This is a genomic window from Allochromatium humboldtianum (assembly GCF_013385175.1).
Classification (GTDB): Bacteria; Pseudomonadota; Gammaproteobacteria; order Chromatiales; family Chromatiaceae; genus Thermochromatium; species Thermochromatium humboldtianum.
Window position 1 is genome coordinate 41,210 of record NZ_JABZEO010000001.1, and the last position, 20,318, is coordinate 61,527.

General features: G+C 63.6%; 23 protein-coding genes and 1 tRNA gene. 22 read left to right on the top strand and 2 right to left on the bottom strand.

Translation table 11 applies throughout. The features are described 5' to 3' along the window. The first annotated feature begins 1 nt into the window (after window position 1). The 20 genes from HW932_RS00165 (at window position 2) to HW932_RS00260 (ending at window position 14,097) form a co-directional block, all read left to right on the top strand. Window positions 2-436: a YybH family protein gene (locus HW932_RS00165; protein ID WP_176974484.1), complete on the top strand. Its 435-nt coding sequence runs from the start codon at window positions 2-4 to the stop codon at window positions 434-436. Between the two features lie 11 nt (window positions 437-447). Continuing rightward, complete coding sequence (mtaB, locus tag HW932_RS00170) at window positions 448-1,857, top strand: tRNA (N(6)-L-threonylcarbamoyladenosine(37)-C(2))-methylthiotransferase MtaB (RefSeq protein ID WP_176974485.1); 1,410 nt, start codon at window positions 448-450, stop codon at window positions 1,855-1,857. Between the two features lie 355 nt (window positions 1,858-2,212). After that, window positions 2,213-2,300: transfer RNA gene (locus HW932_RS00175), tRNA-Ser, on the top strand. Between the two features lie 136 nt (window positions 2,301-2,436). Further along, the gene (locus tag HW932_RS00180) at window positions 2,437-3,522 is read left to right on the top strand and encodes a tyrosine-type recombinase/integrase (protein WP_176974486.1); all 1,086 of its coding nucleotides are present in this window, start codon (window positions 2,437-2,439) and stop codon (window positions 3,520-3,522) included. Continuing rightward, window positions 3,519-4,115, top strand: a complete 597-nt coding sequence (locus HW932_RS00185) for a hypothetical protein (protein ID WP_176974487.1) — start codon at window positions 3,519-3,521, stop codon at window positions 4,113-4,115. Before HW932_RS00180 ends, HW932_RS00185 begins: the two co-directional genes overlap by 4 nt. Window positions 4,116-4,196: 81 nt before the next feature. Then, complete coding sequence (locus HW932_RS00190; protein WP_176974488.1) at window positions 4,197-4,460, top strand: hypothetical protein; 264 nt, start codon at window positions 4,197-4,199, stop codon at window positions 4,458-4,460. A gap of 321 nt (window positions 4,461-4,781) precedes the next feature. Then, a complete protein-coding gene (locus HW932_RS00195) occupies window positions 4,782-5,063 on the top strand; it encodes a hypothetical protein (protein ID WP_176974489.1) in 282 nt (93 codons plus the stop codon). Next, window positions 5,060-5,641: a DUF3077 domain-containing protein gene (locus tag HW932_RS00200; RefSeq protein WP_176974490.1), complete on the top strand. Its 582-nt coding sequence runs from the start codon at window positions 5,060-5,062 to the stop codon at window positions 5,639-5,641. The genes HW932_RS00195 and HW932_RS00200 overlap by 4 nt, the downstream gene beginning before the upstream one ends. Then, on the top strand, window positions 5,638-5,832 hold the full coding sequence (locus HW932_RS00205) for a hypothetical protein (protein ID WP_222932171.1): 195 nt from the start codon (window positions 5,638-5,640) through the stop codon (window positions 5,830-5,832). The genes HW932_RS00200 and HW932_RS00205 overlap by 4 nt, the downstream gene beginning before the upstream one ends. Beyond that, window positions 5,829-6,131: a Rossmann-fold NAD(P)-binding domain-containing protein gene (locus HW932_RS00210; protein WP_176974491.1), complete on the top strand. Its 303-nt coding sequence runs from the start codon at window positions 5,829-5,831 to the stop codon at window positions 6,129-6,131. Before HW932_RS00205 ends, HW932_RS00210 begins: the two co-directional genes overlap by 4 nt. Continuing rightward, window positions 6,128-6,349 (top strand): hypothetical protein, encoded by a 222-nt coding sequence (locus HW932_RS00215; protein ID WP_176974492.1) that lies wholly within the window; start codon window positions 6,128-6,130, stop codon window positions 6,347-6,349. The genes HW932_RS00210 and HW932_RS00215 overlap by 4 nt, the downstream gene beginning before the upstream one ends. Further along, window positions 6,349-9,546 (top strand): DUF3987 domain-containing protein, encoded by a 3,198-nt coding sequence (locus tag HW932_RS00220; RefSeq protein WP_176974493.1) that lies wholly within the window; start codon window positions 6,349-6,351, stop codon window positions 9,544-9,546. The genes HW932_RS00215 and HW932_RS00220 overlap by 1 nt, the downstream gene beginning before the upstream one ends. Window positions 9,547-9,652: 106 nt before the next feature. After that, complete coding sequence (locus HW932_RS00225) at window positions 9,653-10,462, top strand: hypothetical protein (RefSeq protein ID WP_176974494.1); 810 nt, start codon at window positions 9,653-9,655, stop codon at window positions 10,460-10,462. After that, window positions 10,459-10,857, top strand: a complete 399-nt coding sequence (locus tag HW932_RS00230; RefSeq protein WP_176974495.1) for a single-stranded DNA-binding protein — start codon at window positions 10,459-10,461, stop codon at window positions 10,855-10,857. Before HW932_RS00225 ends, HW932_RS00230 begins: the two co-directional genes overlap by 4 nt. Before the next feature lie 606 nt (window positions 10,858-11,463). Further along, window positions 11,464-11,964: a DUF5681 domain-containing protein gene (locus HW932_RS00235; protein ID WP_176974496.1), complete on the top strand. Its 501-nt coding sequence runs from the start codon at window positions 11,464-11,466 to the stop codon at window positions 11,962-11,964. Between the two features lie 2 nt (window positions 11,965-11,966). Further along, window positions 11,967-12,164, top strand: coding sequence for a hypothetical protein (locus HW932_RS00240; protein WP_176974497.1), 198 nt, complete (start codon window positions 11,967-11,969; stop codon window positions 12,162-12,164). Continuing rightward, on the top strand, window positions 12,164-12,799 hold the full coding sequence (locus HW932_RS00245) for a hypothetical protein (RefSeq protein WP_176974498.1): 636 nt from the start codon (window positions 12,164-12,166) through the stop codon (window positions 12,797-12,799). Before HW932_RS00240 ends, HW932_RS00245 begins: the two co-directional genes overlap by 1 nt. Window positions 12,800-13,005: 206 nt before the next feature. Beyond that, window positions 13,006-13,569: a recombinase family protein gene (locus HW932_RS00250; protein WP_176974499.1), complete on the top strand. Its 564-nt coding sequence runs from the start codon at window positions 13,006-13,008 to the stop codon at window positions 13,567-13,569. After that, complete coding sequence (locus HW932_RS00255; RefSeq protein ID WP_176974500.1) at window positions 13,570-13,770, top strand: hypothetical protein; 201 nt, start codon at window positions 13,570-13,572, stop codon at window positions 13,768-13,770. It begins immediately after the preceding gene. A gap of 66 nt (window positions 13,771-13,836) precedes the next feature. Continuing rightward, complete coding sequence (locus HW932_RS00260) at window positions 13,837-14,097, top strand: hypothetical protein (RefSeq protein ID WP_176974501.1); 261 nt, start codon at window positions 13,837-13,839, stop codon at window positions 14,095-14,097. A gap of 665 nt (window positions 14,098-14,762) precedes the next feature. Here the strand turns inward: HW932_RS00260 and yjjJ are convergent. Next, window positions 14,763-16,106 carry a type II toxin-antitoxin system HipA family toxin YjjJ gene (gene yjjJ / locus HW932_RS00265; protein WP_176974502.1) on the bottom strand — a complete coding sequence of 448 codons (1,344 nt, stop codon included), beginning with the start codon at window positions 16,104-16,106 and terminating at the stop codon, window positions 14,763-14,765. A 272-nt stretch (window positions 16,107-16,378) separates the two neighbouring features. Between yjjJ and HW932_RS00270 the strand changes: the two genes are divergently transcribed. Both HW932_RS00270 and HW932_RS00275 read left to right on the top strand, forming a co-directional pair. Next, window positions 16,379-16,705 (top strand): CCDC90 family protein, encoded by a 327-nt coding sequence (locus HW932_RS00270; protein ID WP_176974503.1) that lies wholly within the window; start codon window positions 16,379-16,381, stop codon window positions 16,703-16,705. A gap of 165 nt (window positions 16,706-16,870) precedes the next feature. Further along, the gene (locus HW932_RS00275) at window positions 16,871-19,549 is read left to right on the top strand and encodes a response regulator (RefSeq protein ID WP_176974504.1); all 2,679 of its coding nucleotides are present in this window, start codon (window positions 16,871-16,873) and stop codon (window positions 19,547-19,549) included. Here the strand turns inward: HW932_RS00275 and gloB are convergent. After that, on the bottom strand, window positions 19,540-20,316 hold the full coding sequence (gene gloB, locus HW932_RS00280) for a hydroxyacylglutathione hydrolase (protein WP_176974505.1): 777 nt from the start codon (window positions 20,314-20,316) through the stop codon (window positions 19,540-19,542). The genes HW932_RS00275 and gloB overlap by 10 nt on opposite strands. Between the last annotated feature and the right edge of the window lie 2 nt (window positions 20,317-20,318).

Consider the following 20,318-nt stretch of genomic DNA (forward strand, 5'->3'; position numbering starts at 1 on the left):
CATGCGCTTCGAGACCCCTCAGGACGTCGAGGACGCCTACTATGACGCGCTCGAAGCCGGCGATGCCGAGGCCATGGCCTCGGTCTGGGCCGACTCGGACGCGATCTTCTGCCTGCTGCCGATGACGCCTCTGGCCGTCGGCGAGCAGGTCGGGCGCCTGTGGCGCATCCTCTTCGAACAGGGGCGGGGCTTCGATCTCCAGGTCAGGCATCTGCTCTGGATCGAGGAGGGCGATCTGGCGGTGCATCTGGTCGAGGAACGGCCGCAGATCCAGGCCGATCAGTTCCAGCCCGGTGTGCCGCTGCCCCCGCCGCTCTATGCCACCCATGTCTTTCGGCGTGCGGCGGATGGCTGGCGGCTGCTGGTGCATCAAAGCTCGCCGACTCCGCCGCCGGCGCCCAGCGTGCCCTCGGCGGGGCGGGCGGCGCTGGCCTGATCGGACCGGCGATGCGCGTCCGGCTCCAGACACTCGGCTGCCGGCTCAACGAGGCCGAGCTGGAATCCTGGGCGCGTGACTTCCAGGCGCGCGGATTCACGATCGTCGAGGACGAGACGGCTCCGGCCGAGCTGATCGTGGTCAATACCTGTGCCGTCACGGGCGAGGCGGTGCGCAAGTCGCGCCAGATCCTGCGGCGTGCCCAGCGGCGTCATCCGGGGGCGCGCCTGATCGTCAGCGGCTGTCTGGTCTCGCTCGACGGGGACGCCGCCCGTGCCGGTGCGGCTCAGACGTTTCCTCTGTCCTCGCTGCTCCCGGCATCCACGCCGCCCGCGTCGTCAGCGGAACTGTCCGAGGGACTCATCGTCGTCAACCGCGACAAGGATCGGCTGGTCGAGATCGTGCTCGCCGCGCTCGGCCGCGAGGCGGCCCCGCCGAGTCCCGCAGCAACTCACGCAATGGATCTGGCCGCACCGCTCTTTGCGCGCGGACGTCAGCGGGCCTTCGTCAAGATCCAGGACGGATGCCGCTATCAGTGCACCTTCTGCGTCACCACCCAGGCGCGCGGCCCGGAGCGCAGCCGTCCGCTGCCGGAGATCGTGCGCGAGGTCGAGCGCTTTCAGGATGCAGGTATCCGGGAAGTCGTGCTGACCGGCGTGCATCTCGGCGGCTATGGCGCCGATCTCGGGACGGATCTGACGCACCTGATCGAGCGCCTGTTGAACGAGACGGCGATTCCGCGTCTGCGTCTCGGCTCGCTGGAACCCTGGGATCTGCCCGAGCGCTTCTGGTCGCTGTTCGCCGACCGGCGGCTGATGCCGCATCTGCATCTGCCGCTCCAGAGCGGTTCGGATCGGGTGCTCAGACGCATGGCGCGCCGCTGCAAGCGCGATGAATACATCCGCTTGGTCGAGGGGGCGCGGGCGGCGATCCCGGATCTCAATCTCACCACCGATATCATCGTCGGCTTCCCCGGCGAGGACGACGACGACTGGCGTCAGACATTCGAACTGGCCGAGTCGCTGCGTTTCGGGCACATCCATGTCTTCGGCTATTCGCCGCGTCCGGGTACGCCGGCGGCCGGCTTTGCGAATCCGGTGGACGCGCGCACGCGCCGGAGACGTGTCGGTGAACTGGAGTCGCTGGCGCACCGCTCGCGGCTCCAGATCCTGCGCGATCAGATCGGCAAGACGGTGATGCTGCTGCATGAGCGTCTGCCCGATGCGTTCGAGGGACGGCCAAGATCGGGCTACACGCCCAACTATCTGCCGGCGCATGTGCATTCAACGGCGCCGATCGGGGAGGGGAGTTTGATACAGGTGCGGATCACGGGACTCGACGCGGCGGCCGGCCTGCTGATCGCCGAGCCGACCGGCGTCGAGCCGATGGCGCCTGAGTGCATCGAGCCGGCTCAGGCGTAGACATCGATGCCGGATTGACTCGTACTCTCCGCGCTCGGTCGCGAAGGCGGCGTCGGCGGCGAAGGTTCTGGCGGCGGCTGCCGGTTCTCGATGTTGCCTCCGGGCGGCGGGGTGGGCGCGGCCGGCTGGCTGGGTTTCATCGGTTGAATGTGGACTGAGCCGATTTCCATGACACACCTCTCAGTGCAGTAGGTTGGCTGGAATCCCTGCTTCAAGCATAAGCGCTTTCGAGGATGATGGTGTGCAGCCTGATGCATTGACTGCGCCGGCGCATGAAGTGCTTGGGTCGTCGCGAGTCATGCGCTATGATTGCCGTCCCGCATCGCTGGGGCGCTCGTCGAGCGCTCCATCCTTCGGAGAGGTGGCTGAGCGGTCGAAAGCGGCGGTCTTGAAAACCGTTGACTCGAAAGGGTCCGGGGGTTCGAATCCCTCCCTCTCCGCCAATAGAATCAGGCACTTGCAAGAGCATCGCCCCGCCAAGCCTGAGCCAAGATCCCCGATTTGAGCGCAATTTGAGCGCACTACTCAAAAAACGACGCTACACTAGCGCCCAACGCAACACACCAAACGGGGCGCGCTATGGCATCGATTCGCAAGTTCGACAATCGCGCCAAACCCTGGCAAGTCAGCATCCGGCGCAAGGGTCAGCGATTCGTCGAATACTTCCGCACCAAGAAAGACGCCGACGCCTTCGCCGCCAAGGTGGAGGCTGATTTCGACCGCTGGGCCAAGATCCTTGGCGGGGAACTGCGCCGCCACACTCTGGCCGACCTGATCGACCGCTACATGGACAGCTATCAGGGCAAGGACACGACCTTGCCGGCCCGCATGGCGTGGTGGCGCGATCAGTATGGCGACCGGCTGCTGTCTGAGTTCAACGACGACACGCTGCGCGATGGTCTGGCGCATCTGGCCGAGGGCACGGCCAAGCAGGGAGGTTGCAAGGTCACGGAGACCGACCGCAAGCGTTCACCGGCCACGCTGAACCGCTACAAGACGGCGATCGGGACGCTCTACAAGGCCGCGATCGATGCGGGCTGGTATGGGATCAAGATCAATCCGGCAGCGGGTATCCGTCAGCGCAAGGAGAACAACAGCCGGTTCGGTCGCGTCCTGGAGGATGACGAGCGCGCGCGTCTGCTGGAGGCGTGCGACCAATCGACCGTCTGGCGCGATCTCGGACTGTTCGTCCGGCTGGCGCTGGCCACGGGCGCCCGTCGCGGCGAGTTGCTGGGACTGGAATGGCGCGACGTGGATCTGAAAGGCGGATCGATCCTGCTGCGCGAGACCAAGAACGGGGATGACCGGCGTGTCCCTCTGCTCGGTGAGGTCCGCGCCCTGCTGATCGAGCGCGCCAAGGTCCGGCGCCTGGATGATCCGCGTGTCTTTCCATCGGCCAAGCGCGACACCAGCCCGCCGATCGACAAAGCCTGGAACGCGGCCAAGGAGATCGCCCAGGTCGAGAACCTGCGCATCCATGATCTTCGCCATTCGTGCGGCTCCTATCTGGCCAAGGCCGGTGCATCTGCGTTCCAAATCGCCGCCATTCTCGGGCACCGATCCGGCCCCGGACTGACTGCACGCTATGTGCATCTGGTCGCCGAGGATTCGCGTGACCTGCTGGAGACCGCCCTGTCTGGTGTGTTGATGGGGAAGCAGCTGTGACAATCAATCCAGCTTTGATCCCACTGGCCGATGAGTTGCAAGAGCGCGCCAAACACGCAGACAAGCGTATGGTTCAAGCGTTCAAAAAGGCATTGCGGGAAGCTCCAAAACCTCAATTCGGGGCGGAAAACTATCAGCTCATCATGCCAAAACTCATCCCCATCGAACCCGAGCACATCCCCGAGCTGATCCAGTTGCTTGACTACTTCGGGTTGATTGAGCAATGGCTGAAACTGGCGACGATCCCTCAAGGAAACTCTAAACATACCTCTCCGACTGCGGCGCGCGAGCTGTATGCGCTGGCTTCCTTGTGTCTGGAGCATGGGGCAGAGATGCCTGATGGATTGAGGCGTTTCCTGGCCGCTTCGCTCGGTGGTGTGGCGCGTAGCGGGGACGACAATGAATCGCTGCGAGCAATGCGACTGAAAAAGGGCCGATGCGATCCTATAGAGCAGCACGTAAAAGAGGAACGCGCCGCTCAGATGGCACGCCTTTTTTTTTCGGGTTATCCCCCAGCGAAGGTCAAGCAAGTGCTGGCGTATGCGTTCAACACTACCGAACGGACCATAGAAAATTGGCTTGTCAAGAAATGACTTTACCAGAAGTCATTTCGTGATTGCCTGCCGCGCTTAATGTGACGCTATACCCTCCAACACACAGGAGGCTATAGCGCCATGACAATCAACCCCACCACTTCTTCGCTGGGTCTCACGGACTTCGCGCACTTTCCCGACTTCGCCCGTGAGTGCGAACGCAACAAAATAGCCACCAAAGCGCAACTGCAATGGTGGCTGCGGTATCGTCGCGAGAACGGATTGCTCGCGTCCGGCGCCGTGGTCGAGAAGAAGATCAACCCGAGCAGTAAGCGCCCTATGCTGCTCATTGTCCGCCCTCGCTTTATCGAGTGGCTGACCAATAGCCATACGGCTGCCGCTTGATTGGGGGCCGTCACGATGTCCACACGTTCGCGAAAGATCCGCGCCCAACGGCGCGAGAAGCAGGCCCGGAAGTGGGCCAGAAACGACAACGCCCGAGCGGGGACCAGTCGCTCGGGCGTTGCAAAGGGATCTGAAATCAGCTTAGAGTGTTGCCGTTCGCGGCTCCCTTTCTTGGCGGTTAGGGAGCCGCGATAAGTCCGACCTAACCGGACGACGGCAAGCACAAGTATACCTGTGGCAAGGTGCGCCTGCACCTGTCCGCTTGTGCGTGCCATCCCGCCCGTGATGGTCGGTTCTCAACTCTGAAACGAGAACCAAACCATGAAACCGCAAGACCACACCCCCGGCGAACAAATCGCCAACCCCATCGACCATGCCGCCATTGGCCGTCGCGCCAACTTCCATCGCGAAGAGCTGCGCTTTGCTGCCTTCAACTTGGCACGCACGGTCGGGCTGGCTCAGCACCTCGTCACCGAGATCGAAGCTGACGAAGACAGCGCCCTTGCCAACACCGGCACGCTGTACGCCGTGCTGGAGACCGTCCGCATGGCGCAGATGCACCTGCATGGCACCCTGCGCTATGTCGTGGAGGGCGACCAATGAAAACTCCCGAGACCCGCTTCTCCTACATCCCCAGCATCGACGCCGATCTGTTCGCCGTCCGCGCTGGAATCCCGTTGGCGACCGCTGCTGAAGAGGCCGGTTGCATCGTGGACGCGGCGCTCGGGACTATCCGTCGTGTCGCCTGTTCGATCAGCATTGATGATGGCGCGCACCTGCTCTTGAGCGCGGTCTATTCGCTGGACATGGCTCACGGGCTGCTCGGATCGATCCAGGCCGCGCTTGAGGATCTGGAGCCGTCCGCTCCTGCTGACGGATTCGGCTACTACATCGCCCCGTCCGACCACACAGCGCCCGGCCCCTTCCAATGGTTTGTGGTGAACCACGCCAATGATTTCGTCGTCAAGTACGGCACCGCCAACACCTGGAGCGAGGCCGATCAGATCGCGTGCAACACGATCGAGCGTCTGGAGAAGCAAGCCGCACCGGCACCAGCGCCCGAAGCCAAGCCTGAAGATCCCGAGACCATGCGCCAAGTCTGGCGCGATATGGCCAAGATGGCGGCTGATGAGCTGGCCAAGCTGGACCGCGCTGGCGCTGAGCAGGAGGCCCGGCCATGAGCGACCAACTGCCCGAAAGCTTCCGTTGGAGCTACGCGATCTGCAAGCAACTGTCATCGGCCCATTCGCTCGCGTCGAGCTATGGCGATCTGGAGCTGGACGACGAACTCCGCGCCGCCGTCGAGCGTGCCGTTCGTCCGATCTTGGAACGCCGGTTGAAGCAGGCTGAGAAGCAGGAGGCCGCACGATGAGCGCCCCCACGATCAATCCGGCCCTGATGGCCGAATACCTCGCCGCCAAGTCGGCGCGGGACGCCGCACAGGAACGGCTCGACCGCGCGGTTTCGGCCGTGATCGACGCCACGCTCAAAGCGCTGTGGATTCGTGTCGAGTCCCTGGACGAAGCACACGCGCACCTGTTCCCCCGTGCGGTCGAGGTGCGCCTGTGCGATCCGCCCAACTGGGATGCGCACGTGGCCACCGTCTTCGAGGACGGGCGCCTTGAGACCGACCTGAAGGCCGCGATCGAGCAGGGAGGGCGCGAGTCATGAGCCAACGTCCCCGCTCTACAGCGGGGGCGGTTCCCGCCGCCCCTGATGATCTCGCCACCCGGCTGGCGTCTGCTGCCGCTCAAGCCGTCCGCAAGACCCACGTCCAGACCGGGACCATTCCAGGCCGCACGCGCTCTGGCGAGTTCCGCGTCCGGTTCGACAATGGTCGGGCGGCTGTCTACCGCATCCATCTTGAGTTCGTCCGGGAGGTCCGTTGATGAACGCCCCAATTCCCAAGGGGGCCGCGGCTCCCGTTGTCGATCCTGATCGGCTGCCAGCCGAGGTCCGTGCTTCGATCCAGGCCCAGGCGCCCGCGTTCGACCTGGAGCCGCCTGAGCCGATCGCACCGCCCACACCCGAGGCCATCCGTGCCCAGGTCGAGACCATCAAGGCCCGCGACGCCCTGTCTGAGGCTGCGATTGCAGACGCCATCGGCATGAAGAAGCAAAACTTCTCGCACGCCAAGACCGGATACCGGGGGAAGACGCTCAGCGCCGAGCAATGGCGCGCGCTCCAGGATCTCGCTGAGGGTGAAAGTTATCCACAGTCGGAGCGTGAGACCGTCACCGATCCGCGCCGTTGCAGGGAGACGGCGGATATGTTCGAGGCGTCTATGGATAACTCCGTCACCGACCCGGCCCCGTTCGACCTCGCCGAGGCCATCACCCAGGGCGCCGAGATCAGCGCGCGGGCTGCCGAGCTGGAGGCTGATTCGGATCTTCAGACCGATCTCGAACGGCTGGCCGAATATGAGCACCAGCACGAGCCGGTCGAGTTGGCGTGCTTCTCCCCCGACGAGGGGAAAACCGCCGATGCACCCCTCGTCGAGGTCCAGGCGTCCGAGTCGATTCGGGATCGACTTGGCGAAGAGCCAGCGCCCGTGGTCAAACCGCGCATCGACATCAAGGACACCGCCACGCGCGCCCTGGCCGCGTCCGAGGCGGTCTGTCGGCGCTGGCTGCCCGAGGGCAAGCGCCAAGGGCACGAATGGGTGTCGGTCAATCCGACCCGCACCGACCAGACGCCCGGCTCCTTCTCCGTCAATCTCAGCACCGGCAAGTGGGCGGACTTCGCCACGGATGATAAGGGCGGGGATCTGGTCGCCCTGGTGGCCTATCTGGATGGCGACGACAGCCAAATCGAAGCCGCGCGGACGCTGGCCGAATGGCTCGGAGCCGTGCCGGTGGTCGAGACCGCGCCCAAGCCCGCCAAGGCCGCACCAAGACCGATGAAAACCCGCCCGACCGCTCACCCCAAGCTCGGGGCACCATCGGCCCAATGGGACTACCTGGATGCAGAGGGGCATGTCCTGTGCGTGGTGATGCGCTTCGAGACTGAGACCGGGAAGGAGTTTCGGCCGATCACTCAGACGCCGGACGGCTGGATCTGGAAGGCGCCCGACGAACCGCGTCCGCTCTACGGGCTGGATCGGCTCGCCGCGCGGCCCGAAGCGCCCGTCATCCTCTGCGAAGGTGAGAAGGCCGGCGATGCCACCGCCCTGCTGCGGCCGGACTGCGTTCACATCGCCTCAATGAACGGCGCCAAATCGCCGAAGCGGTCGGACTGGTCGCCGCTCCAAGGTCGGCGCGTGCTGATCTGGCCGGATGCCGACCAACCCGGCGCCGACTTCGCGCAGACTGCCGCCCGGCTGATCCTGGAGGCTGGCGCGCAGTCGGTCGAGGTGCTGGACCTGTCGAGCTTGGGCGTGGATCTGCCTCAAGGTGCGGATGCTGCCGACCTCGTTGCAGACGGCTGGACGCCTGAGCAGTTCGCCGAACGTGCGCGGTTCGTCGCATGGTCTGCCGAGAAGACCCGCCGCCCGGACGAGCAGGAGGGCGAACGCCACACGCGCCAGACCACGGGCGAACGGGGCGAAAAGGGCGAACCCCCAAGCGGGGCAACGGCTGGCGCCGAGGCGAAGGCCAAGGAATACCCGGCCCCGACACCACTCCCGAAGCTGCCCCCGGTTCCTGATCTGCCGCTGGAGATCCTGCCCAATGACCTGCGCGGCTGGGTCGAGGATGCCGCCGAGCGCGCGCGCTTCCGTCCGGACTTCGCGGCCGTAGCCGCCATGTCTGCACTCGGGAGCGTGATCGGTCGGCAAGTCGGAATCCGGCTGAAGCAGAAAGACGACTGGACCGAATACGCCAACGTCTGGGGCTGCGTCATCGGCCCGCCGTCCGCGCTCAAGTCCCCGGCGATTCAGCAAGCCCTGAAGCCCTTCAAGTGGCTCCAGGTCGCCGCCGACGAGCGCCACCAAGCCGCGATGCAGGGCTACAAGCAGGACATGGAAGACTTCGAGCTGCGGAAGAACATCGCCAAGAAGAAGGCCGCGAAGGAATTGGCGAAAGACCCCGCCGCCAACGTCGCGCGCGACACCACGCCGCCACCCGAGAAGCCGCCCGAGCGCACCTACTGGACCAGCAACGCCACCGCTGAAGCCCTTGGCGTCAAGCTCGCCGAGAACCCCGTGGGGCTGTTCCTGGAGCGCGACGAGCTGTCATCCCTGCTGGTGGAGCTGGAAGACGAGCGCAACGCCACCGCGCGCGGGCTGTATCTGTCGGGCTGGTCGGGGCGCGAAGGGTATCGGTTCGACCGCATCATGCGCGGCACGACCTACATCCCCAAGTTCGCGCTGTCGGTCTTCGGCGGTATCCAGCCCGGCCCGCTGGCGCGCTACGTGCGGGGCGCCTCATCCGGCGAACGTGCCGATGGTCTGTTGCAGCGGTTCCAATTGGCCGTCTGGCCCGACCCGGCGCGCTTCGAGTATGTGGACCGTCACCCGTCGCAAGCGGCCCGCGAACGCGCCCGGCTGCTGTTCGAGCGTGCGGATAACCTGGACGCCGAGGCCATCGGCTACCGCGATCAGTTCGGCGAAGATCCGCCCTATGTTCGGCTGTCTCCCGAGGCTCAAGGGCTGTTCGTCGAGTGGTACACCGACTTCATGCGCCACCGGCGCCAAGTCGAAGCCGAGGGCGCCGAAAGCGATCCGATCTGCGCGCACTTCGGCAAGTACCCTGGACTGGTCGGCAAGCTGGCCCTGATCCTGCACATTGCCGACGATCCAGACGCGCGCGCGGTCTCCGAGACCACGCTCTTGAAGGCGTTGGCATGGCTGGATTATCTGACCCCGCACGCGCGGCGCATCTATCACGCCGTCGAGCACCCGGAGACCGGCGCCGCGTCCCTGTTGCTGGCGCGGGTTCGGCGGGGCGAGCTGCCCGAGAAGTTCACCGCGCGCGACATCTACCGCAAGGGCTGGCATGGGCTGGCCGACTCGGATGCCGTGCTCCGTGCCTGTGACCTGCTTCAGGAGTACGACTGGCTGATTGATGTCAGTCCCGAATGGAAGGGAACCGGACGCCCACCAGCGAAGCTCTACGCCGTCTCACCGGCTGTGGAGGTGGCCTCATGACCGCACCCCGCCCCCCACTGCGCGATGTGTCAGTTCCGGCACCCTGCGGGCTAAGCGCAATTTTGAGTTTTTTCCCGTCGCCGCCGCTGTCCGTGGAGGTGTCGCCGTGACCGCTCTAGCCTCCCGGTATCTCGACCGGCTGAAGGAAAAAAGCAGTTTTGAAAGCCCGAATAGGGAACTGACTAAACTGACTAAAGTCCCGATTACGCCCGCTTGCGCGTCGGATTGCGCGGTCGAGAAAAATGCACAGCAAGGCCCGGATACCGAACTGACAAAACTGACTAAACCCCAAAACGGGACTTTAGTCAGTTTAGTCAGTTCCCCAAACGGGCATTCAAAATCGCATTTTTCGAGCGAGACGCCCGCGAACGAGACGCCCGCCGCCGCCCCGGCACCGTTGGCCACAGCCAGCTATGGCGAGCTGGTGGCCTGGATGGACTCGACCGGCGAGACCGACGCGCAGACCCGACGCGAGATCCTGGTCAGCTATGGCTTTGACCCTGACTTCCAGTATCCCGACTCGGGGCGCCGCACCTGTCGCCAGTGCGCGAACTTGGACGCCGATGGCGGCTGTCGGGCGGCCCGGCGAGGGCAGATACCGAACACCAGCCGGTTCTACACCTACCCGCCCGGTATCGACGCGCCTCACCGCTGTGTGGGCTACCTGCCTGGACCGGACGACCCGGACAAGCGCCCTGGTCGCGAGCGGTTCGACTGGCCGACCGCCGAGACGCAGCCGGACACCGGCAAGGCTGTCTGTGCCCGCTGCGCCCACTGGACGCCTGACCGCATCAATCCCTCTGGTGGTCTCGGTCGCTGCACCATCGCCGCGCCTGCCTCCAAGCGCCCCGGCTCGCTGTGGCCGTGGCCCGATGCCGAGATTCACTGCACCCGTTTTCAGGAGACCAACTCATGATGCTGGCGAACGTCTATGGCCGTCTGGCCGCCGATCCGACCGAGAAGACCACGAAGACCAGCAAGCCGATGGCGCTGGCCAACCTCGCCGTCGATGTCACTGGCCAGCGTGCCGAGGATGGCGACTCGGAAACGCTGTGGGTCTCACTGATGGCCTTCTGGCACCAGTGCGAGGCGCTGCTGAGAGCCGAGAAGGGGCAGATGGTCGCCGCGATCGGCAAGCTGACCCGGAGCCACTACACCGGCAAGGACGGCACCGAACGCGAGTCATGGACCTTGCTGGCTGAGTCGGTCATCACCGCCAAGAGCGCGCGCCCTGGTGCCCGTAAGCGCCAAGATCCGCCGCCCGATCGGCGAGCGCCAGCACGCGACTTTGATGATGCGATCGACTTCTGAATCCGGCCCTTTCCCGCCCCACCTTGACGCTGGCGCCGAAGCCGTCTAGGTTGAAGTCGTCCAGATCCCCCGAATCGTTGTCGGGCGAATGTTTGGATGCAGAAGCGGTGCCCGAGCAGTCGAGCGCCGCTTTTGTTTTTCGTACCTCATCAAATTAAGGATGTACCGGGTAGTCCGCGCGCGGGGAGTGGGCTGGATGCCAATGCAACGATCGCGCGCCAGGAAGGGCAGGTTGACGGCAGTGCTACCGGAGTAGCACCGCCCCAGGTATCCGCCTGACCCTGATCCCTGCCATTGCTGTGAGGTGGCATTTCACCACCCCAGCACTACCGGAAAGGGCGGCAGTGGTCGCCGCCCAGGGTGCCGTTTCAAACGCGACCCATCACGATCTCAAATCGCCCTGGAGACGCCCTTTTTTCGGTGGCCAGAAACTCGGGTAGCGCCCTTTTTTATGGACTGAAGAAACCCCCGCCCGATTTCACCTGATCCTCGATACCGATCAGGGTCGGAACACGCCCAAATCAGGAAAAAAGCGCCAGATCACCCCTTCTCGACACTGGATGATGCTCTCAGCCTGATCTTGCAGGTAGCAACAGGGAGCATCCCATGCCCGAACCACCCACCAACCACCAACGCGACGCCAACGGGAAGTTCGTCCCCGGCGCGTCCGGCAATCCGAAAGGCCGAAAGCCCGGCTCAGGTTCTTCCCCAGGCGTCCGACTTCGGCGCCTGATCGCCCAACACGGCGACGAACTTGTCCGGGCGCTCATCAAGCAGGCCAAGCAAGGCGATACCGTCGCCGCCGTGGCCCTGCTGGATCGCTGCGTAGCGCGTTTGAGGCCCATGAGCGAGCCAGTCAGCATCGATGTCACCGGAGACCGGCAAGCCGTCGCTGATCGGCTGTTGCAGGCCGTGAGTGCTGGCGAACTCAGCACCGAGACGGCATCCGAGCTGTTGGCCCTGGTGGGCAGTGCCCGGCCACCGGACACGTCGATCACGCCGATCGACTTCGACAAGCTCGACGAACTCTACAACAAGGCGATGCAAGCATCCGACGCTGAGGCCGCGCGCATTGAGGCCGAACGACTGGCCGGACTGAGAGGTTGAACATGACAGCAACGAATGAAGTGGTCGCGCACGTGGGGATGCGCCTGATTGAACTGACGAGTCGCCAGCACGAGAGCCTGTTTCACGCGCTCATCACCCTGGTCGACATGCTTGAGCGGCTTGAGGGTCACGTAGAGCGCGTCGAGCAGCGCCTCTCAGCCATCGAATCCCATATCACCACCACCGGAGCCAAGCCATGATGAATCTGCAACAACGGATGGCATTCCATGACGACCTGCGCCACGGCGGCGCGGAGCACCACCGGAAATTATTCAGCGCCCTGAGCAACCTTTGGTCGCGACTCCGGGACGATCCAGAGGCCGTCGCCGCCCTGGCCCAAATCCTGGCGCCCGAGGCCGAGAGCTTGCCCGACGCCTATTGCGCTGCGACGGAGCGCCTGAGGCGGCTGGAGCAAGACATCTCGAACGAGATTGCCGAGACAAACCGGGTGTGCAAGGAGGAAGCCGCACGCCTGAAGGATCATGTGGCTTACGCGAGCCACCGTATCATTGAGCTGATCGGCGAGCGGAAGAAGCTGGAGCGGCTCTTGGAGCGCGGAGCCAGTGAGTCAGTCTTGAAGGCCCGCGAGAAGATGCGCTCAGCAGGAGTGCCCGAGCGCGAACTCGACCGGATCAAGCCCTTGCTGGATCACAATGAAGTGCGGGCGCAGATTGCCGAGCTGGATGCCGAGAGCGCGATGCTGAGTCAGTTCACCCGGACCGCAGACGCATCGATCTTGCCTGCTGACTTTGCCGATCGGGCACGGGCGCACAGGGAGCTTTACGAGCTGATGCGGACGGCGCGGGGGCCGAATCTGGCCGTGATGGGACCGTAGCCACCATCGATCAGTGGCGGGTCGAGGCCCGCCGCGATGGCATGGTTTCATGCATCCAATAAGGTACACCTTGCTAGACGACTGCGCACCATCGGCGAAGCCCAGCAAACGCGCGTCTGAAAAGGTCTGAAAACATTTTCTAGACGGAAATCCAGAAACGTCTATAATCTATTCAGACACGATAACGAGCGGAGAGGGCAACGACCATGAGCGGCAAGCAAATCGGATACGTCAGGGTGTCGAGCGTCGATCAGAACACCGAACGCCAGCTCGACGGCGTGGATCTGGATCGCGTGTTCGAGGACAAGGCATCGGGCGCCAAGTCTGAGAACCGTAAGGCGCTGCAAGAGTGCCTCCAATATCTGCGCGATGGCGACGTGCTGCACGTCCACTCGATAGACCGGCTGGCGCGTAACCTCCTGGAGCTTCAGAAGCTCGTCGGCGATCTGGTCGCGCGCGGCGTGGTGGTTCGGTTCCACAAGGAGGGCATGACCTTCTCGGGCGAGAACGATCCCATGCAGACGCTCATGCTCCAGATGCTCGGTGCCTTTGCCGAGTTCGAGCGCGCGATGATCCGCGAACGCCAGAGGGAAGGAATCGAGGCCGCGAAACGGGCTGGGAAGCATCTTGGCCGTCCGGCTGCACTGACCGACCAACAGATTGAAGAAGCGCGCGCACGTCGCGCCCAGGGCGAGCCAGCGACGCAGTTGGCTGCGGCCTTTGGCGTCAGTCGCGCGTCGATGTATGCCTACCTGAAGGAGGTCGCGTAAATGACTGCTGCTGAGTTCAACCGCCTGTTCCCCGATCAGGGGATCAAGACCATCGTCGCGCGTGGGCGATGCATCAAGGATGTCCTGAGCGAGACAGGTCGCGCGGATCTGTACGCCGTCCCCGGTGGCGTGGTGATTCGACCGATCGGCGGCGCAGAGGGCGAGCTTGCGCGACTGCACGCCGAGAAGAAAGCCGCCTGATCGCTATTGGCCCACGGATGAGCCACACTCACATTCGAAACACCGACACCCCGAGAGGGATGCCCCATGACCACCTTCGTGCTCGACACCCTGGCCTATGCCGAAACGCTCAAGGCCGGGGGATTCAACGAACAGCAAGCCGCGACCAAGGCCGAGGTCGAGGCCCACGAGAACAATCTACGGCGCGATATCGAAGCCCTGCGCCTAGAGACTAAGCGCGACATCGCAGAGGCCAAGTCCGAACTGATCCGCTGGGTTGTTGGCGCTGGATTCCTTCAGACCACGCTCATCATCGGCGCGCTGATGAAGATGGGCGGGTTGGTCTAGGCGAGACCCAAAAGGCCATGATCTCAGACCCGCCGATTGGCGGGTTTTTTATGGGCGCTTCCATGCCTGATTTGAGCGCAATTTGAGCGCACTTCTAGCCGCGATATGGCATTTTTCTACGCTACATGACACCACATAAAACGCTCAAGTCACTGATTCTACAGCGTGCTATAGTGCGTCCAGTGGTGGCGTGTAGCGATCAATAGGGACTTGAAAACCGTTGACTCGAAAGGGTCCGGGGGTTCGAATCCCTCCCTCTCCGCCAACCAAATCAGGCACTTGCAAGAGCATCGCCCCGCCAAGCCTGAGCCAAGATCCCCGGTTTGATCCCAATCTGATCCCACTACTCAAAAACACCGCTACACTAACGCCCACGTCAACACGCAACACGGGGCGAGCATGGCCGCGATCGACAAGCTCAAGGGGCGCGAAAAACCCTGGCGAGTGCGCATCCGTCGCAAGGGACGGGAGATCACCGAATACTTCCGCACCAAGAAGGACGCCGACGTCTTCGCCGCCAAGGTGGAGGCCGATTTCGACCGCTGGGCCAAGATCCTTGGCGGAGAACTCGACCAGCTGGTGAAGCTGGTTTGCCGTCCGATATCGCCTGAGCCAGTCTCTAATCTGATCGCGGCTCCTCTCAGCGCGAGCAAGAGGGGCTGCGGCTATCCTAGTTTGGCGATCTGCACGCTTGCGGCTTCGATGTGCTGTGTCAGCGAATGGAGGCAAGGATCGAATCGACGACTAAACACACTCTGACGCTGGATGCGAGCCAGGAAATCGCGTGCCAGTTGCCCAGCCCGGCGCCATGTTTCGTTCGACACGTCCGAATGGATGGTTGCTTTCTGAATCGTGTCGGCCATGCCGCCGCCGCTGCGGGGGGCAAAACACATGGGTGACATGTCATACGCTGGGGCGATGCCGTAGGGGCGGCCGTGATCCGAAACAAAGGACAGGTTGTAGAGGTGCATGTCAGTGTTTCCAATCAGCGCGCCGAAAGCCCAAAGGAGATCCGCTTCATCGGCAGCCTCCGGGCGGATTTCGCCGGACGCGGACAGGCGCCGCACAACAATAGGCCAGCGATCCCTTCCAGACCCGACGAATTCTGCGTCAAAAGCGCCTAACGAGATGATTGCTCGTCGTCCGGCGGCTCCAACCCGATCGAAACGCTCAACTTCGAGAAAGCGCTGCTGTCCGTGATCGATGACGCGCGTTCTGGCAGCGGCCACCCCAGCCTCTCGCAACGTTTCCAGTGCAAGGTGTTCTGCAAGCAGAAGATCGCTCCATCGCTCGCTCACTAGCCCGTTGACAGGTTCCGTGAACTTCACAATGACATGGCGCGGCCCGTCCGGTGTTTCGGCGAACGTAGTGAACTTCGGTTGCTCACCACCTGCGGACGAACCGGGCGTGTCGCCGCGGGCAGCTTCTGCGGCTAGTTGCACGTAATGGCCCGCCTTCTCAGCCATAGGCACGGGTGTCGGGGGCGGGGCAGACAGGAAGCGCTCACGAGCCATCTCCCCAAGAAGGAGATTGCCTACGACGTCATGGCCGTGCACCAGCAAGGCCCGTAGGGCGTGAGTGTCCGTCCAGTCAGAAAGGCTGCCAGGTAACCCTAGTTCGGCCCCGTAGCGTACCGCATAGGCTCGCCCTAGATAACCTTGTGGACGCATGTCGAGTAACCACCACGGAAGTCCGTCGCTATGGTGAGCAGCGCCGTTCTCCTGACGCATGACGAACCCCTCAGGGCGCACCGGGATGAGCATTCCGAGCCGCCGAATTTGCCCTTCGACGTCGACACGGTAGATTGCGATGTCAGGTAGCCCTCGTGCCTCGTCGCGCAGGGCATAGTGAATAGCTCGTCCCGAGCCGAACCGAACAACTTCGCTGCCAAGGGCTTTTAGGGCGCGCGACCCAGTCGGCTGACTAATTCCTATTTTTTCAAAAAGTTGTCTGCTGGCCAGCGGCCCTCTGGAGAGCTGAAGGCGGATGGGGTCAGCGTGGCGAGACATGAGATGAATAGATAAGTGAATAGATAAGTGAATGGAAATTCTGTGCTTTCCCTAGGTCTGGCGTCAAGGGCAATGTGCTCGCAGCGGTGCGTTAGTTGACCGGCGCAACAAGTCGGCCGCTCTCGTTTGAGTGGGTAAACGTGAAGGGGGCGGGGCGAGTCGGCGACGGCCTAGCGCGGCTGCACGCCGAGAGGAAAGCCGCCTGATCGCTATTGACCCACGGATGGTTCACACTCACATTCGAGACACCGACACCCCGAGAGGGATACCCCATGACCACCTTTGTGCTCGACACCCTGGCCTATGCCGAAACGCTCAAGGCCGGTGGATTCAACGAACAGCAAGCCGCGACACAGGCCCGCGCCCTGGCCGAGATCATTGACCGGCAGATGTCGACCAAGGCCGAGGTCGAGGCCCACGAGAACAACCTGCGGCGCGACATCGAGGCACTGCGCCTGGAGATGAAGCGAGACATCGCGGAGACGAACGCCCGAATTGCCGAGAGTAAGGCCGAACTCATCCGCTGGGTCGTCGGGGCGGGATTCCTTCAGACCACGCTCATCATCGGCGCGCTGATGAAGATGGGCGGAATGGTCTAAGCGAGCCCCAAAAGGCCATGATCCCAGACCGCTCAGTGCTACTGGTGTGCGCACGCCGGTATTGACGGAGCCTGGGCGGCCGCACAGAATCCCTTCACTCGATCCTGCTGTGCTTGATCGTGGGAACCCGGTCTCTTCAAGTCGATTATGGCGGAACCTCCAGGGATGCCAAACGATCTCCCCGACCTCGATCAGTGCGCGTCCGAGCCGATTCATCTGGCGGGTGCGATCCAACCGCACGGCGTCTTGCTCGCCCTCCATGAGTCGCCGTGGCGCATCGTCCAGGCGACTGCAAACTGCAAGGATCGGCTCGGAATCGCGCCGGCGGCTCTGCTGGAGCGTGAGCTGGACAGCGTACTGGGAGTGGAACTGCTGACAGCCGCCCAAGCCGGTTTGGCGACGTACCGCGAACAACCCAGCGCCCCGGTCTCGTTCGCTTGGTGCTCGCCGCTGGATGGCGTCGCCTTCACCGGTTATGTGCATGAATCCGAGGCATTGGTGATCCTTGAACTGGAGCCGGCGCCGTCACCTCCCGGCGCCTCCGACGACCTGCTCGCCCGCGCCGTGCGCGGACTCGTCGGGGTCCGCGCCCAAGCGGATCTACCGCTGAAACTCCAGCAGGCGGCAACCTTGCTGCGCGACCTCACCGGCTATGATCGCGTGATGGTCTACCGCTTCGATCCGGTCGACTGGCACGGCGAGGTCGTCGCCGAGGCGCGGCGTCCCGACCTGGAGCCTTACCTGGGACTGCACTATCCCGCGTCCGATATTCCGGATCAGGCCCGACGGCTCTACCTGATCAACCGTACCCGCGCGATCGTCGATATCGACTATGTCCCGGTGCCGATCGAGCCGGAACCGAACCCCATCACGGGCCGGCCGCTCGATCTCTCGCGCAGTCTGCTGCGCAGCGTCTCCCCGGTGCATGTGGAATACCTCCGCAACATGGGGGTCCGTGCCACCCTGACGCTGTCCCTGTTCCACGACGACCGGCTGTGGGGCTTGATCGCCTGCCATCATCTCTCTCCCTATTGGGTTTCAGACGAGATCCGTCGGGTCATGGACTGGATGGCCCAGGATCTGGAGACACAGATCCAGGTGGCCGAGGATCGGCGCCGTCGTCTGTATGAGCAGCATCTGAAGACCTGCCGCGAGCGGGTGATGGCGGCGGTGCGTCAGGGGGTGAGACTCCAGAACCTGCTGACGGGCGCGCATCAAGCCGACCTGCTTGGAGCGGTCGGTGCTGAAGGCATGGCCCTGATCGCCGGCTCCCAGGTTTATACGGCCGGCACGACGCCTGAGGCCGAACGGATCTCCCAGTTGGCTGTCGACCTCTGCCGGCACATCAATGATGACTATTCGTCGCTGTTCGCCACCGACTGTCTGAGTGACCATCTGCCCGAGACGGTCGATCTGGGGCCAACGGCGGCTGGGCTGATGTTCCTGCGCCTGGCGTCTGCTCGGGATCTCGGGCTACTGTGGTTTCGGGCCGAACAGGTGCGGCATGTGACCTGGGCCGGCAACCCGGACAAGATGGTCAGCATCGGGCCGGATGGTCGCATCGGACCGCGACAGTCATTCGCCGCCTGGCGGCAGACGGTGCGGTTGCGCAGTTGGCGCTGGGCGCATGAGGAGCTGGCCTCCGCAACCGAGCTTGGCGCACTCATCGATATCGAGCTGCGCCATCAGGCCGAGGCGGCCTCCCAGGCCAAGTCGATCTTTCTCGCCAACATGAGCCATGAGATCCGCAACCCGCTCAATGCCGTGCTCGGCATGGCGCGCCTCATGCGCCAGCAAGCCCTCATCCCGACACAGGCCGAGCGGTTGGACAAGATCGAGGTGGCGGGGCGTCATCTGCTCGATCTCATCAACAACATCCTCGATCTCTCCAAGATCGAAGACGGTAAGCTGACGCTGGAGGAATCAGAGGTCCGTATCGAAGCGATCATGCGCAATCTCGTGGCCATGCTCTCCGATCAGGCGGCGGAAAAAGGCTTGAAGCTCTGCGTCAAACTCCAGGCTTGGCCGTCGCATCTGCTCGGTGATTCAGCCCGTCTCCAGCAGGCATTGCTGAACTATGCAAGCAATGCCATCAAATTCACCCAGTACGGTTCCGTCACACTGCGCGCCTTCCCCGAAGCGGACCTGGGTGACAGCGTCCTGGGGCGTTTCGAGGTCGAAGACACAGGTATCGGGATCGCAGCCGAGCATCTATCCCGTCTGTTCAACGAGTTCGAGCAATTGGACACCTCGATCACCCGTCAGTATGGTGGAACCGGACTCGGGCTGGCCTTGACCCAGCAGCTCGCCCGGCTGATGGGCGGTGAGGCCGGGGTCGAGAGCACGCTAGGGGTTGGCAGTACCTTCTGGTTCACCGTGCGCCTGAAGCGTGGAACTCCGTCTATAGCGTCCGTGCCGGAGCCGGCGCCCATCGAGATGGACGAACTCATGCAGGTCTGCGCCGGATGCCGTCTTCTGCTCGTCGAGGACGAACCGATCAACCGCGAGGTGACACTCGAACTGATCGCCGATCTGGGGCTGCACACCGACACCGCCGAGAACGGGGCCGAGGCGCTGGAGTGCGTACAACGACACCGCTATGACCTCATCTTGATGGACATGCAGATGCCTGTCATGGGCGGGCTGGAAGCCACACGTCGGATTCGCCGACTTCCGATGGACACCCAGCCTCCCATCGTGGCCATGACCGCCAATGCCTTTGCCGATAACCAGACACAATGCCTGGAGGCTGGCATGAACGATTTTCTCACCAAGCCGGTCGAGCCCCAGCAGCTCCTGGCCACCCTCCAGTATTGGTTTTCACGGACTGAGCATCAATCGTAGCGCTCGTCCTTCCAGCGTCTGAGGGCGGTGAAGACCTCGGCGCTCGTGGCCACCCTGTGCCCGGCCTGACGCTCGGCGGCGGCGATGACGTTCGGTTCGCGGGTGCGCAGAAAGGGATTGGTGGCGCGTTCCAGATCCAGGCGTGAGGGAACGGTCGGCTGTCCGCTGGAGCGCAGCAGTTGGGTCTGACGCACGCGCTCGGCCAGCGCCGGACTGTCCGGCTCGACCCACTCGGCGAAACCGAGATTGGCCTGAGTGTATTCGTGCGCGCAATAGCAGAGCGTGTCGGCGGGCAGAGTGGTGATCCGTTCCAGTGAATGGGCGAGTTGCTCGAAGGTGCCGTCGAAGACCCGTCCGCACCCGGCCGCAAACAGCGTGTCGCCGCAGAACAGCCGGCCGGCGCCCAGATAGGCGATATGGCTTGAGGTGTGACCCGGAACCTCCAGCACCTGGAAGGGCGTCGTCAATCCAGCCGGAACGAAGGTCTCGCCCTCGCGCCGACGGTGAGTGAGAGCACGGATGCGATCGTCGTCCGGGCCGTTGATCTCCAGTCCTGGGAAGGCCGCGAGCAACTCATCCAGCCCGCCGGTGTGATCATAGTGATGATGCGTGATCAGCACCGCCGTCAGGGTCAGCCGCTCGGCGCTCAACCGCTCCAGCACGGGTTCTGCATCACCCGGATCGACCACGACCGTGTGGCCGGCCCCTTCGGTCAGCAGCCAGATGTAGTTGTCCTCGAAGGCTGGAATCGGCTGGACGTCGAGCATGG